At 50.9% G+C, this 13,695-nt stretch carries 15 protein-coding genes; 7 read left to right on the top strand and 8 right to left on the bottom strand.

The window, feature by feature from the left end; translation table 11 throughout:
• The first annotated feature begins 168 nt into the window (after positions 1-168).
• Complete coding sequence (locus JR338_04135) at positions 169-1,011, top strand: DUF3788 family protein (GenBank protein ID QRN83943.1); 843 nt, start codon at positions 169-171, stop codon at positions 1,009-1,011.
• Positions 1,012-1,086: 75 nt separating this feature from the next.
• Here JR338_04135 and JR338_04130 read toward each other — a convergent pair whose 3' ends face one another.
• Entirely contained in the window at positions 1,087-1,317 is a 231-nt protein-coding gene (locus JR338_04130; protein QRN83942.1) for a hypothetical protein, read from the bottom strand.
• 86 nt (positions 1,318-1,403) lie between these two features.
• Here JR338_04130 and JR338_04125 point away from each other — a divergent pair, with 86 nt between their 5' ends.
• The 5 genes from JR338_04125 (at position 1,404) to JR338_04105 (ending at position 6,886) form a co-directional block, all read left to right on the top strand.
• Positions 1,404-2,441, top strand: coding sequence for an Mrp/NBP35 family ATP-binding protein (locus JR338_04125; GenBank protein QRN83941.1), 1,038 nt, complete (start codon positions 1,404-1,406; stop codon positions 2,439-2,441).
• 40 nt (positions 2,442-2,481) lie between these two features.
• The gene (locus JR338_04120; protein ID QRN83940.1) at positions 2,482-3,546 is read left to right on the top strand and encodes a hypothetical protein; all 1,065 of its coding nucleotides are present in this window, start codon (positions 2,482-2,484) and stop codon (positions 3,544-3,546) included.
• Positions 3,547-3,572: 26 nt separating this feature from the next.
• Complete coding sequence (locus tag JR338_04115; protein ID QRN83939.1) at positions 3,573-4,295, top strand: PIG-L family deacetylase; 723 nt, start codon at positions 3,573-3,575, stop codon at positions 4,293-4,295.
• Positions 4,296-4,297: 2 nt separating this feature from the next.
• Positions 4,298-5,476: an amidohydrolase gene (locus JR338_04110; protein ID QRN83938.1), complete on the top strand. Its 1,179-nt coding sequence runs from the start codon at positions 4,298-4,300 to the stop codon at positions 5,474-5,476.
• An 87-nt stretch (positions 5,477-5,563) separates the two neighbouring features.
• Positions 5,564-6,886, top strand: coding sequence for a hypothetical protein (locus JR338_04105; GenBank protein ID QRN83937.1), 1,323 nt, complete (start codon positions 5,564-5,566; stop codon positions 6,884-6,886).
• On the opposite strand, the gene JR338_04100 is transcribed toward JR338_04105, so the two are convergent.
• The gene (locus tag JR338_04100; protein QRN83936.1) at positions 6,883-7,899 is read right to left on the bottom strand and encodes a polyprenyl synthetase family protein; all 1,017 of its coding nucleotides are present in this window, start codon (positions 7,897-7,899) and stop codon (positions 6,883-6,885) included. The genes JR338_04105 and JR338_04100 overlap by 4 nt on opposite strands.
• 7 nt (positions 7,900-7,906) lie before the next feature.
• The gene (locus JR338_04095; protein QRN83935.1) at positions 7,907-8,938 is read right to left on the bottom strand and encodes a type 2 isopentenyl-diphosphate Delta-isomerase; all 1,032 of its coding nucleotides are present in this window, start codon (positions 8,936-8,938) and stop codon (positions 7,907-7,909) included.
• Positions 8,939-9,037: 99 nt separating this feature from the next.
• On the opposite strand from JR338_04095, the gene acpP reads away from it, so the two are divergent.
• Positions 9,038-9,271, top strand: coding sequence for an acyl carrier protein (acpP, locus tag JR338_04090; GenBank protein QRN83934.1), 234 nt, complete (start codon positions 9,038-9,040; stop codon positions 9,269-9,271).
• Between the two features lie 132 nt (positions 9,272-9,403).
• Here acpP and JR338_04085 read toward each other — a convergent pair whose 3' ends face one another.
• The 5 genes from JR338_04085 to JR338_04065 form a co-directional block, all read right to left on the bottom strand.
• Positions 9,404-9,772: an ADP-ribosylation/crystallin J1 gene (locus JR338_04085; GenBank protein QRN83933.1), complete on the bottom strand. Its 369-nt coding sequence runs from the start codon at positions 9,770-9,772 to the stop codon at positions 9,404-9,406.
• Positions 9,773-9,794: 22 nt separating this feature from the next.
• Entirely contained in the window at positions 9,795-10,658 is an 864-nt protein-coding gene (sucD, locus tag JR338_04080) for a succinate--CoA ligase subunit alpha (protein QRN83932.1), read from the bottom strand.
• A complete protein-coding gene (sucC, locus tag JR338_04075) occupies positions 10,658-11,797 on the bottom strand; it encodes an ADP-forming succinate--CoA ligase subunit beta (protein QRN83931.1) in 1,140 nt (379 codons plus the stop codon). The genes sucD and sucC overlap by 1 nt, the downstream gene beginning before the upstream one ends.
• Before the next feature lie 136 nt (positions 11,798-11,933).
• Positions 11,934-12,977 carry an SPFH domain-containing protein gene (locus JR338_04070; GenBank protein QRN83930.1) on the bottom strand — a complete coding sequence of 348 codons (1,044 nt, stop codon included), beginning with the start codon at positions 12,975-12,977 and terminating at the stop codon, positions 11,934-11,936.
• Between the two features lie 51 nt (positions 12,978-13,028).
• Complete coding sequence (locus tag JR338_04065) at positions 13,029-13,553, bottom strand: hypothetical protein (GenBank protein QRN83929.1); 525 nt, start codon at positions 13,551-13,553, stop codon at positions 13,029-13,031.
• Positions 13,554-13,695 lie beyond the last annotated feature (142 nt).

Raw genomic sequence — 13,695 nt, 5'->3', positions numbered from 1 at the left:
GTAAGGTGAGTAGAGTGGGTCGCGGGCCCACATTTTATAGTATTTGTCCCGTACGCTGCCCGGCAAATGACCTTCGAATTCGAATTGATTTGATTGATATCTGGAATATTGTGTAAAATTTAATAAAGTGGTTGTTAAATTCTCAATTGTGTATTGGGGAGGGATGCCATGGCGAAAGAACTCTTAACCCGGTGCGGGTATCGGTGCGATCTCTGTCTTGCTTATGCTGAAAACATAAAGGTCAACGATCAACGAGAACTTTTGAGTGAAGGCTGGCAGAAGATTTTTGGGATTGACTTGCAGCCTGAGGAGATTTATTGTGAGGGCTGCCTGACCTGTTCCTCCGACCCCATTTTGGTGGATAAGGGCTGCCCGGTGCGTCCCTGCGTGATCTCAAAGGGGATTGAAAACTGCGCGCAATGCGATGATTATCCCTGCGAAATTCTCGAGACCCGGCTGGTTCGCTATGAGGATTGGGTGGAGAAGGTGCCTTTTACCCTAAGTCGATCCGATCGGAAGAATTTCATCAAGCCATACGAAAATGTCGAAAGACTAAAGGCGTTAAGGGAAAAATATCCAGAACACTCCCGAATGTTCAACAAAATGATTGTTCCGGAATATGATGATCTCAGGTTGTTTTTGGGTGACTCCGATATTATTAGCAAATGGGATGAAATTCATAATTATTTAAAGTCACACTATGACCTTTCCACCATCATCAGGTTCGGGGGAAAAGATTATGGCTGGGGAATTAATTATCGCAAAGGAAGTAAATCCATCATTAGTTATCACCCAGAGCGGCACTCATTTACTGTACTGCTGGTGTTTGGCAAAAAAGAATTGGAAATGATAGAAGGATTGAAAGAAAAAATATCTGAAAAGATGGTGACTCAGATAAATAACACCCACCAATACCATGATGGAAAGTGGGTGTGGGCCAGGGTGGATGAGACCACCGAAATAGATGATTTTAAGATTCTTTTAGGGGTAAAACGCAATCCCGAGAAGTGATTCATGGGTATCAATTAATGTGAACATAAAAGGGTGGGTCAGCGACCCACCCTACGGTTTTAATTATCATTTAACCTAAATAACAAACGCAACTACATACAACCCGATCCCACCTAAGATCGTCAGCACCCAAAGGACCATCGCCAAGCGCATCAGCACTCGTATGCGGCGGGGTGGGAGCTTGCGCGCCCATTTCATCGGGATCACGGTATAGGTCATCACGAGCTGGGCGACGGTTCCGATGATTGCGTGGATGATCGGCATCATGGTCAATTCTTCAATTAATGGGTAAAATTGAACAGGCAATCGAACTAATCTCACCTGACCTGCGGGCATTTTGGCAGTATCAATGTCAGGGTTGGTTTTTACTCAGTTGAAAGGATGTTGGTAACATGGCAGGTATCACCGAAAAAGATGTCCTGGCTGCGCTCAGTCAGGTTCAGGATCCGGAATTGCACCGGGACCTGGTTAGCTTGGGGATGATCAAGGATGTCAAGGTTGATGGTTCGGCGGTGGCTTTCACCGTGGAACTGACCACACCCGCATGCCCCCTGCGCACCCAGATCCAAAAGGACGCTGAAGGTGCCGTGCTGGCGCTGGACGGTGTGGACTCGGTCAATGTGACGATGGGCGCCAAGGTGCCGGAAGATAAGAAGATCACTGATCTGGATATCAAGAATATTATCGCCGTTGGTTCCGGTAAGGGCGGGGTGGGCAAATCCACCGTCGCCGTGAACCTGGCCGTGGCGCTGGCCGAAGCTGGTGCCAAGGTTGGCTTGCTGGATGCGGATATCTACGGACCCAACGTTCCCACGATGATGGGCGTGGAAGCACTCCCGCCAACCCCCAAGGGCATGAAGATTCAACCTGCGATGGCATACGGCGTCAAGGTGATGTCAATCGGTTTCATGGTCACCACCGGTCAGCCCCTGATCTGGCGTGGACCTATGCTCCATTCCGCCATCAAGCAGTTTCTGATGGATGTGGACTGGGGCGATCTGGACTACCTGATCGTGGACCTGCCGCCTGGAACCGGTGATGTGCAGCTCTCACTTGTGCAGACCGTACCGTTGAGCGGTGGCGTGATCGTCACCATGCCCCAGCAGGTATCCTTTGATGATGCCGCCCGGGCCGTTTCCATGTTCAAGAAGATGGAAGTGCCGGTTTTGGGCGTGGTCGAAAATATGAGCTACTTTGAAATGCCCGATGGCAGCCGGCGTAAGATCTTCGGTGAAGGCGGCGGCGAGCAACTGGCCCGGATGGCCGGTGCGCCTCTGTTGGCAAATTTGCCGATTGATGAGAACGTCCGCCTGGGCGGGGATGAGGGCCAGCCTGTTGTGGCAGTGGACCCGACCTCAGCCGGTGGGATGGCGCTGACGGCATTGGCGCAAAACGTGGCTGCCCGAATGAGCATGGAAGTGCTCGATTGATCTCTCGCATGCTGAAAAATCAGCATGATATAATTTGCCTATGACTCAAACAAATATTATCGGTGTAAAATTCGAAGCTGTTGGAAAGAATTACTATTTCGACGCGTCCAATTATCCGGATATCAAACCGGGTGATCCTGTCGTCGTGCGGACCAGCCGGGGTACTCAGTTGGCGACCACCACTCAGGTAGCCCTCAATGTTGATGATCTGGAGTTGACCGCGTTTAAGCCGGTCGAGCGGCCAGCGACTTCCAAGGACCTGATGCAGCGGAAAGCTCTTGCGATCAAGGAAGAAGCGATCAGAGAGCAGATCGAGAAGCACCTCAACGAAAACGATATGAGTGGTGTGAAGATCATCACCATTGAATATTCGCTGGATGGCAGCCAGTTATTTCTGGCGCTCAACAGTGAAAACTCTGTGCATTACAATCTCAAGCGTTTGCATCAGGACATTCAGAAGATGATCAAGGGAGTCCATCTGGAAATTCGCCAGATTGGTCCCCGTGACGCTGCCAAGGTGATCCAAGGGATGGGGGCCTGCGGTCAGGAAAAACGCTGCTGCTCCAAATTCCTGACGGACTTCTCTTCAATTTCGATCCGCATGGCAAAGACCCAGGATATTTCCCTGACCCCCTCTGAAATCACCGGGATGTGCGGCCGGTTGCGCTGCTGTCTGGGCTATGAATACGATCAGTATGTGGAGGCAATCAAGACCCTACCGAAGCGGAAGAAACGTATCCTCACGCCGATGGGCGAGGGGCGCGTGATCCAGATCCTGCCATTACGTCAGACGGTGATAGTCGATATCCCGGAGATCGGTCCCCGCCAGTTCACGAAAGAGGAGCTGGATCGGGCTGAGAAGATCGCAAATGGTGAAGAAGTCGCACCTTTGGAAGTGAAAGAACCTCCCAAGGAAGTATCTCTGAGCCGCCCTGAGGACCAAAAGGTTGAGCGGGGCAAGGCAGACAACAACAGTAACCATAAAAGCTCAAAAGGTCACAGCTCAAATCGGCGAAGAGGACGACGTTCCCGACGGTCCAATCACAGCAACAAGAATAATAACAACAGCAAGAATAACAACACAAACAATCAAAAGAAAACATAGCGGCAGTTATTGAGGACTGGAACGTCATGGAATTTTCTGAAGGTTGGGATTCCCCAAAAGAAATCCTGGTTATTTTGGCGCATCCGGATGACCCTGAGTTTTTCCTCGGGGGCACGATTGCGCGGTGGATCAAAGCAGGCCATACAGTCCGCTATGTCTTGTTGACCCAGGGTGATAAGGGGGCCAAGGATGTGACCCTCACGGCGAAAGACATTGCGAACCTTCGAATTAGGGAGCAACAGGCTGCCTGTGATACATTGGGCGTTAGCTCAGTAGATTTCTTTGATTATGAGGATGGCTATATCGTCCCCGACCTGGAAATGCGCAAGAAGGTCGTGCGTGAAATCCGGCGCTATCGCCCGCAAATCCTGGTGACCTGCGACCCCAGTAACCTATTCCCCAGTTCGCAATATATCAACCACCCCGATCACCGCTATGCCGGGCAGGTCGTGGTGGATGCCGTCTTTCCTGCAGCGGGTAACCATTTCTTTTTTATGGATTTAGTTGAGGAAGGCTTTTCACCGCATGAGGTCGAAGAGGTCTGGATGAGCCTGACCTGCCAGCCCGATGTCACCCTGGATGTGACAGAATTCTGGCCGCTGAAACTGAAAGCGCTAAAACAGCACGCGACTCAGATTGGTGCCCCCCAAGCCTTTGAAAAAAGGATGCAGGAGCGGGTTACGGATGCTGAGACCGGTGAGATGAAATTGGAAGAGACCTTCCGTGTGATTAAATTCAGGAGAGCCTGACGATGGACTTCTTTGCAAAGGCAAAAGAACTTAAGGACTACACCGTGACGATGCGGCGCGATTTTCACCGTCATCCGGAGCTTGGATTCGAAGAAATCCGGACTGCAGGGATTGTGGCTGACACCTTGCGGGAATTGGGGATGGAAGTCACCACTGGTGTGGGCAAGACTGGCGTGGTCGGCTTGCTAGAGGGTACTAAGAAATCACCCGTTGTTTTGCTGCGTTTTGACATGGATGCTCTTCCGATTCAGGAAGAAAACGATATTGACTTTGTTTCAACAGTCCCCGGTAAGATGCACGCCTGCGGACATGACAATCACATCGCTGTGGGCCTGACGGTGGCAAAGATCCTGGCGGGGATGCGGGAATCGCTGCCGGGAACGGTCAAGTTTGTATTCCAGCCGGCTGAAGAGGGCGATGGCGGGGCTGAATTGATGGTGAAAGAAGGCGTTCTCACCAATCCGAAACCTGATGCTGCCTTGGCGATGCATGTCTGGAATGAGAAACCGGTAGGTTGGTATGGTCTCAAATTCGGTCCGTTGATGTCCGGGGCGCACACTTTCTATGTAAAGGTGATTGGAAAAGGCGGTCATGGGGCTATCCCGCACCTCAGCATTGATCCAATTGTTGCAGCGGCACAGATGGTTACGGCGTTGCAGACGATTGTGTCCCGTAACGTCAATCCGCTTGATTCGGCCGTGGTGACGGTTGGCGCATTGCATTCAGGGACTGTCTTTAACGTGATCCCTCAGGATGCGGTTTTTGAAGGGACGATAAGGACCTTTAAAACCTCTATATTTGACTTGGTGGAAGAACGCTTCCGGGAGATTGTTGAAGGTATAGGCCAAACGATGGGCTGTGAGACGGAGATTGAGATTGTTCGGGTAACCTATCCGGTGGAAAATGATCCTACGCTGGCTGCTTTGATGGCGGGCGTTGTTCAAACTATCCAGCCTGATGCAGATATTGACCAGGCTTACCAGACAATGGGATCAGAAGATTTTTCGTATATGACTCAGGATGTGCCGGGCTTCTATATGCTGGTTGGTTCATCCAACGCTGAAAAGGGGCTTGACTTTGGTCACCACCATCCGCGGTTCAATATCGATGAGGTTTGTTTACCCTATGCTGTGGCGGTAATGGCGCAGGGTGCGGTTGAGATTTTGAAGAATATCAAATAGAAAATGGTACTCTGACGATTGTCTATTGGATTAGCAAATAAACTGAAATAATTTGACTCATTTTATAGTATTGGAATGTGAATATTGGTGAATAATTCTGCAAGTAAAGCCCTGTCAATTAAAAAAGTCTTTCGCACCTGGCTGCCATTGGTGGCCAGCTGGATCTTGATGAGTATCGAGTTGCCCTCGATAAATGCTATCGTCGCCCGGTTGGCGAATCCTGAAATTAGCCTGGCAGCCTATGGGGGCGTGGTCTTTCCGATCGCACTCATCATTGAAGCACCTGTGATTATGCTCCTCGCCGCTGCTACGGCACTCAGCCGGGATTGGGCCTCTCATCAGAAATTGCAGAAGATCACCCTTTGGATGGGCGGTGTTCTGATGGCGCTGCACATTCTCATCGCGGTCACCCCCATGTTTGATTTCATAACCAATGTCTTATTGAAATCCCCAGCGGAAGTGATTGAACCGGCCCGACAGGGTTTCCTTTTCCTTTCACCCTGGACTTTGGCGATCGCTTACCGCCGGTTCCAGCAGGGCACGATGATTCGCTTTGGGCATTCCCGTATGGTGGGGCAGATTACTTTCGCCCGCCTGATCGCTGTGGCGATTGTAATCACCATTGGTTTTATCGTTAAGACTATTCCCGGGCCGACATTGGCTGGTGCAGCGCAAGGTATTGGTGTAACCGTAGGCGCAATCTATGCTGGCTTATTAGGCCGCAGGATCCGTCCAGAAATCCAGTCAGCGCCGCCTGTTGAAGATCCATTAACATTGAAAAAGTTCGTCTCGTTCTATCTCCCATTGGCCATGACCTCTGCGCTCTGGCTGCTCTGGCAGCCCTTTATCAGTGCTGCAATCTCTCGCATGCCTAACCCATTGGAATCACTGGCCGTCTGGGCGGTTATTTCGGGTTTGTTGTTCATTTTCCGCAGTCCGGGGGTGGCCTATAACGAAGTGATGGTTGCGCTGTTGGAAGATTTCGACCCCAAGCCTGCTCTACGGAAATTTGCCCGGGATATTTCCTTGGGACTATCTGCGCTTCTTCTGCTTTTTGTGGCGACGCCTCTCTCCAGGCTCTGGCTGCAATACATCGCCGCTTTACCTTTGGGTTTGATCCCGGCGGGCCGGGTGACACTGGCTCTGGCGATTCCCCTTGGTGTGCTCAGCGTCTACATCAGCTATTATCAGGGTTTTCTGATCCATAGCTCCATTACCAGGAGTGTGGCCGAATCGGTGGTCGCATTCCTGATCGCCATGATTGCAGTTTTGTTGGTGGGGATCATCACGAAGGCATTTGTCGGCATCTATATTGCCTCAGTAGCTTTCACCTTTGCCCATCTCATCCAGGCTGCCTGGCTGGCCCTGCGCAGTAAATCCTTGCGTCAGGCTGAAATGGAAACGGTCTAAGCTTTCCGGTTAAGGAGCAGCTGAGTCAACTCGAAAAGGGCTTCGCTGTATTCGTTGGGTTTGGGGAAAACACATTCAAGGGTATTGAAGGCTTGTTCGGTTAATGAACCGGCTTCACTTTCAACCTGCTCACGGACGCCGCATTGCTCTAATAACTCAGCCATTTGATTGACCTCATCTTGCGAGAGGGCTTCTTTTTCCCAAAAAACACGAAATTCGGAACATTGCGCCAGGCCAAAAAGGTTGGGCAGGGTTTTCTTGCGGGTCAGGATGTCACTGGCAGCGGACTTCCCAGTTAACTTTGGGTTCCCCCAGATACCAAGAATATCATCTTGAATCTGGAAAGCGAGACCAAGACATCTCCCGAATTCGGATAGTTTTTGATATTCTGTTGCAGTTTGTCCGGAGATCAATGCCCCGAGGCCAGAAGTATATGCGATCAGGGCAGCTGTTTTCCCGGCTATCATGTCCTTATAAGCCTCAACGGTGACATCTGGTCGGGTTTCAAAGGAGATATCCAGAGATTGGCCTTGGGTCAGGTGCAGGCACATCTCGTTGAATGCCCTGGTCGCATCCAGAACGACGTATTGGTTGCAGGTTTTCGCCAGATCCAGCATGCTGAGCTGGGCGATACTGAAGAGCGCATCGCCGGCATTGATGGCCTGTGCGGTGCCGTACCTGTGCCAGAGGGTGGGGCGGCTATGACGCATTGGGGATTGGTCTTCAATGTCATCATGGATCAGAGTGAAATTATGCAGAAGCTCCACGGCAACGGCGGCCGCCATGGCCTTAGTGGGATAGTCACCAAACGCACCGGTCGTCAGCAGGACGATCAGGGGCCGCAGCCGCTTGCCTTTGGAAGCCTTAGCTGGCAGATTATCCTCCCAGCCCATGTGATACCGCAGCATATGCCCCAATTCAACGCTCGATCTGAAATCAATGGTTTGGATGAATTCTTTTAGTGCGTCCTCAATTTGAGGGACAAGAATGGTCTGCAGTTTTTCCAATGTCATAAGGCGTTCAATTCTTATTTACAAGTTTGGCGGGGGTGAGATCGGCCAGGGTCTTTGCACCGGTGGCGAACATTGCAATCCGGACCTGATCCACGATCATCTGCATGGTTTGGGCAGCGGCTTGCTCGGATTCAACTGCGGCTTTCAGGAACAGACCTGCCATGGCACCCAGATTGGCCCCAAGCGCCAGACATTTGACGATATCAATTCCCGTTTTCAGCCCTCCTGAAGCGATGACAGGGATGGTTTCACTCTCTTCGCGTACATTGAGGATTGAATCGGCTGTTGGAATGCCCCAATCCACAAAGGCGGCTGCTGTTTGGGCGCGATAGGGATTTTGAATCCGGTGCATCTCGACTTGAGACCAGGAGGTCCCGCCCGCACCGGCAACATCAATAGCTGCCACACCGACTTCCATCAATCGCCGAACGGTCTCTCTGGACATGCCCCAGCCAACCTCTTTGACAATCACTGGTACGTCCAGCTTATTAACAACTGCACCGATCTTGTCTGCCAGATGAGAGAAATCATGATCACCTTCAGGCTGGAGGGCTTCCTGAAGGGGGTTGAGGTGCAGGATCAGAGCGTCAGCTTCGATCATTTCGACTACCCTGCGGCATTCATCGACACCATATCCATAATTGAGCTGGACCGCACCAAGGTTGGCGAAGAGGAGGATGTTTGGTGCAACACTCCGCACCTCAAAGGTGGAGGCAAGCTCGGGTTTCTCAATTGCTGCTCGCTGTGATCCGACACCCATTGCCAGCCCGGTCTCCTGAGCCGCGATGGCTAAATTCCGGTTTATTCGTGTCGCTGAGTCCGTTCCCCCGGTCATGGATGAGACGAGAATTGGCACAGGTTGCTGTTTCCCGAAGAGGGTTTGGCTCAGATCGATGTCCGCCAGGTCCATTTCAGGCAGGGCCTGGTGCAGCAGCCTGTAGCGCTCCAATCCAGTCGTACTTCCAGATTGGACGTCCTCTTCAAGGTTGATCCGGATATGTTCTGATTTTCTATGATTTATGTGAGTATCTTTTTCCATAATCTTGTGTTTATCATCCTAGAAATCTATCTGTGGGCTTGACAGTTTCACAAGGCAGGTTAGAATTTGTTTAGATCATCTCAAGCTAGAGGAGGCGCTATGTCCGATACATTATCAGAAGTCAAAGAAGTCATCGTTGATGTGTTAAAGATTGATGATGCTAATATTACCCCGGAAACACGTTTCATTGAAGATTTAAAAGCCGATTCAATGGATCAGTTCTTCTTGATTGACGGTTTTTGCGAAAAGTTTGATATCACCATTTCTGATGAAGATGCCCGCGATATCCAGTCCGTGCAAGATGCAGTGACCTATATCGATAATCATAAATAGTTCATTTCCATGCTATTCGCAAGGGGAGACTCATGAAGGCTTTAGTCCCTTCCCGAGTCTATTAGATGACTGAAAACAAAGAACTCCCGTTTCATGGGAGTTCTATTGGTTTAATGGTTAATTTATGAGTTCTTAATCGGTAATTTTTTGACCGTTAAACTTCTCGCCATATAAAGATCCAACAACTTCGATTTTGCCAACGATATGGCGGTTGAATTCGTCAAGCTCTTCAGCAGGCACCCATAACTCCTGATGGATTTTGCCACCAACGGTTTTGATTTCAAATCCTTCAGCATAGTCCTGATCGATTTTAAAACGGGTGACGAAACCTGCATAGGGCGGGGTTGTCGCGTTCCAATCCCGGGCGATTTGTTCCGCATAGGCCTGGTTGAGGACCGGATAGAAAATGGGTTGTTCAGGCAGCCGAGGTGGAAAGACTGAATAGCCTGAGGCAGCGATCAGTTCCAGTTCTTTTAGCCCAACGGGGCGATAGAGGATCATGGTGTACTAAATAGGACCCAGATTAGGGGATCATGTCTGGAATTTCTTCCGGGTAGTGCGCAACCTGAATACCTGCGGTTTGAAGTGCCTCGATCTTGGCCTGAGCTGTTCCCACGCCGCCTTCGATGATCGCACCGGCATGCCCCATGCGCTTATTTGCAGGAGCGGCCTGGCCGGCGATGAACCCGATGACAGGTTTGGTCATATGGTCTGCGACGAAAGCAGCAGCTTTTTCTTCTTCCCGTCCACCGATTTCACCGATCATCACGACGACATCCGTCTGCGAGTCGCCCTCAAAGTGGGAGAGGACCTCACTGAAGTTCGTACCAATGATGGGGTCGCCGCCGATTCCCACGCAGGTGCTCGTACCGATGCCAGCCTGTTTCAAAGCATAGAGCACCTCATAGGTCAGGGTGCCGGAACGTGAGACCACACCAACATTACCTTTTTCTGTGATGGTGCTGGGGATGATTCCGACTTTGGCGGAGCCGGGGGTGATCAGGCCGGGTGAGTTCGGCCCGATCAGGGTTACGTCTTTATCACGGATGACTTGTTTGACCGTCAGCATATCATTGACGGGTATGCCCTCGGTGATGCAGATGATCAGGTCAATGCCTGCATCCACTGCCTCAAGAATGGCATCTCCGGCGAATCGGGCCGGGACAAAGATGACGCTGGTATTGGCGCCGGTGACTTCCACGCCGGTGCGTACGGAATCGAAAACGGGAATTTTTCCTTCCAAAACCCATTCACCGCCGCGACCGGGGGTCACACCGGCGACAATATTGGTGCCATAGTTAAGCATTTGTTGCGTGTGGAACAAGCCTTCCTGACCGGTGATCCCCTGAACGAGAAGCCGGGTAGAACCATTGACGAGGATGCTCATCAGGCCACCTCCTTGGAAAGATGGACGGCTTTTTCAGCCGCTTCTTGCAGGCTTTCTGCCGTGTTAAGGTTGGCCTCAGCAAGGATCTGCCGGCCTTTAGAATCATTGGTTCCAACCAGGCGAATGACAAACGGTACTTCGGGCTGGAGTTCTTCTAGGGTTTGTTTAATCCCACTGGCGACTTCATCGCAGCGGGTGATCCCGCCAAAGATGTTAATCAGAACGGTTTGTACCTGGGGGTCAGAGAGGATAATCCGCAGGGCAGCAGCGACTTTTTCTGCGCTAGCTCCTCCGCCGATATCCAGAAAATTCGCAGGCATTCCACCTTTATGTTTGATGATGTCCATCGAAGCCATTGCCAGCCCGGCGCCGTTAACCAGACAGCCGATATTGCCGTCCAGCTTGATATAGGCCAGGCCGAATTTTCGGGCTTCGGTTTCTTCGGGTACTTCCGCTGAGATGTCCCGCTTATCCATCAGGTCCGTGTGACGGAAAAGGGCGTTGTCATCCACAATGATCTTGCCATCCAGCGCAATAATGTGCTGATCCAGCGTGATTACCAGGGGATTGATCTCAGCCAGGGTAGCGTCCAGTTCCAGATAAGCCTCATAAAGATTTTGGCAAATGGAGATGAAGGAACGCCAGAGGTTACGGGGGATTTCGATCTCTGCGGCCAGGTTGCGGATTTGGAAATCCCGCAGACCCAGTAGCGGATTGATCCCGACCCGGGCGATCTTTTCCGGTGAGACGCGGGCGACTTCTTCAATATCGATGCCGCCTTCAGCGCTGGCGATCATGACCGTTTCACCGCGTTCGCGGTCAATAGTCATGCCTAGGTAAATTTCTTGCTGAATGCTGACGCCTTCCTCCACCAATAGACGCCGGACAGGAATATCTTTGATCCGGTTTCCCAGGATCTTGGATGCTTCTTCTTCTGCTTCTCTTGGTGAATGAACCAGTCTGATGCCGCCTGCTTTCCCCCTGCCGCCGATTAAAACTTGGGCTTTTAGTACGACAGTCCCGTTAAGTTCCTCTGCAATTAATTTGGCTTCCTCGGGTGTGGAAGCCAAACGTCCTCTTGGTATGGGTATATGATGTTGGGCAAAAATATCTTTAGATTGGTATTCGTGAAGCCTCATGTCACTCTCGTTGTTAATATGTTGTTAAAAAAATTATACCATGAGGGCTATTCACATAAGGTTAAGGCTTCTAGCAATTTAACCAAAAAAGGGTGCTTGATCATCTCAAGCACCCATGTTTTTGACTGGAAAAGGATTAGCCTTTCAAGAAATCATTGAGGGCATCTTTGCTAATGCGGAAGGCGTTCCCGATTTTGCGGGCTTTGAGGTCGCCGGCTTCGATGGCTGCCACCACATCCTCTGCAGAAACCTTCAGGAAGGTGGCCGCTTCGGCGGGGGTCATCACATCGGGCATCACAGAGCCATTCGCTGCGGGTGCAGCCTGGCCGCCATTTTGCATCTGATTATTGAGCGTGGAGCTGAGGACATTACCAATACCCATCCCAGCGCCAATCCCAGCGGTGAGGCCAGCCCCGCCATTGGGGTTCTGAGCAGCATCCCGCATGGCATCCGCAGCCTGCAACTGGGTGTAGGTCTGCATATCGAGCATACCCATGGCCCGAAGATCTTCGGCGGATTTGTCGGAGGGTTTCAGGTTACCGATGTAGAAGGAAATCAGCTGCAAACCAATGGCCTTGAAATCATCCTGAGTCTTGGCCCGGACACCGGCAGAAAGTTCGTCGGTCAGGCCGATCAGATCCAGAACGCTCTTGGATGCAGTGGTCTCGCCCAGGAGGTCCTGAAGCTTCGAGAGGAGCATGGTGCGCAGACGGTTTTCAATATCGCTGGTGCGATAGTAGCCCTGAGCGCCCACGATCTGGGTCACGAATTGCTGGGGGTCAGCCACTTTGAAACTGTAGGTGCCGAAGCCCTGCAGCAAAGCTACGCCAAGGCCCATCCCAGGGTTGCGGACTATGATCGGTTGGGGGGTGCCCCATTTGCGATCGGCAAATTCCTTCATGGAGACATAGAAGACTTCAGCCGTAAAGGGGGTCCGGTCGCCAAATGCTTTACCAACCAGGTCAACTAAGAGCGGAATATTGGCAGTGGTGATAGTGTGTCGGCCGGGGCCAAGCACATCCAAAGCACGTCCATCCCGCATGAACACGACATTTTGTGATTCTCGGATGATGACCTGGGAGCCAATTCGCAGATCGGCGACACCGGATTCAGGGAAACGATGGACGATCTCGTCCGCCATCTCTTTTGGATATTCAACAACATCAAAAATTCTAGCCATAGTTTTTCACTCCATTTTCTATTCTTCAATTACTAAGATGACATCGAAGCATTACTCAGCAGCGATATCTTTCATTACCTCTGAGCGTTTGTTGAAAGCGTCAACGCACTGCTGGCTGACTGTGACCAGATGACGGATGGCGGCATCCAGGCCGTCAGTGCCCATCGAAGTCTCCACATTATCAATGGCTGAGCTGACCTGATCGGACAGACCGAGCAATGCGGCGTCATATTCATAGACCATAGCCAGTTTATCTTCTTTGATCTTGATGGCATCAAAGATGCCGCTGTAGCCATATGAGGCAGTTTTGATACGGTCAATGAACTGGCGGATCTTGATGGCAGCGGCTTCCATGTCATCCACATAGGCGATTCCGCCCTGGCTGATCAGGTCACGCTGAAGCCCAGAAATCCGGCCATAAAGGGTCTCAAACTCATTGGCTACCTGTTCCCGCAGGAGTTTATCGGACATACGGCGGTCACCGCGTTCAATATATCCTTTGAAGCCAGGCACCTTTGCCAGAATTTTCTTGATGAAATCCTGTTCACCGGATACTTTTTCAAATATATCACTCATAGTTCCTCCAATTTGGTTATTAGGATAAATATTGGGTTATTTCCCTTATTTACTTTCGATATTATTATACAAATTTCAAAATAGCTAAGCAATAGATTTTCTTAGGACTTTTGCGAGTTTGCGGTATTCTTATTATAGAGTA

This window comes from Chloroflexota bacterium (assembly GCA_016887485.1).
Classification (GTDB): domain Bacteria; phylum Chloroflexota; class Anaerolineae; order Anaerolineales; family Anaerolineaceae; genus Brevifilum.
This window is presented reverse-complemented; position numbering and strand designations above follow the sequence as displayed.

Coding starts and splice junctions, on each gene's coding strand:
- JR338_04115 (QRN83939.1), top strand. CDS start 3,573: ATGGAATTTTCTGAAGGTTGGGATTCCCCAAAAGAAATCCTGGTTATT.
- JR338_04095 (QRN83935.1), bottom strand. CDS start 8,938: ATGGAAAAAGATACTCACATAAATCATAGAAAATCAGAACATATCCGG.
- sucC (QRN83931.1), bottom strand. CDS start 11,797: ATGAGGCTTCACGAATACCAATCTAAAGATATTTTTGCCCAACATCAT.
- JR338_04085 (QRN83933.1), bottom strand. CDS start 9,772: ATGATCCTCTATCGCCCCGTTGGGCTAAAAGAACTGGAACTGATCGCT.
- JR338_04120 (QRN83940.1), top strand. CDS start 2,482: ATGACTCAAACAAATATTATCGGTGTAAAATTCGAAGCTGTTGGAAAG.
- acpP (QRN83934.1), top strand. CDS start 9,038: ATGTCCGATACATTATCAGAAGTCAAAGAAGTCATCGTTGATGTGTTA.
- JR338_04125 (QRN83941.1), top strand. CDS start 1,404: ATGGCAGGTATCACCGAAAAAGATGTCCTGGCTGCGCTCAGTCAGGTT.
- sucD (QRN83932.1), bottom strand. CDS start 10,658: ATGAGCATCCTCGTCAATGGTTCTACCCGGCTTCTCGTTCAGGGGATC.
- JR338_04135 (QRN83943.1), top strand. CDS start 169: ATGGCGAAAGAACTCTTAACCCGGTGCGGGTATCGGTGCGATCTCTGT.
- JR338_04100 (QRN83936.1), bottom strand. CDS start 7,899: ATGACATTGGAAAAACTGCAGACCATTCTTGTCCCTCAAATTGAGGAC.
- JR338_04070 (QRN83930.1), bottom strand. CDS start 12,977: ATGGCTAGAATTTTTGATGTTGTTGAATATCCAAAAGAGATGGCGGAC.
- JR338_04065 (QRN83929.1), bottom strand. CDS start 13,553: ATGAGTGATATATTTGAAAAAGTATCCGGTGAACAGGATTTCATCAAG.
- JR338_04110 (QRN83938.1), top strand. CDS start 4,298: ATGGACTTCTTTGCAAAGGCAAAAGAACTTAAGGACTACACCGTGACG.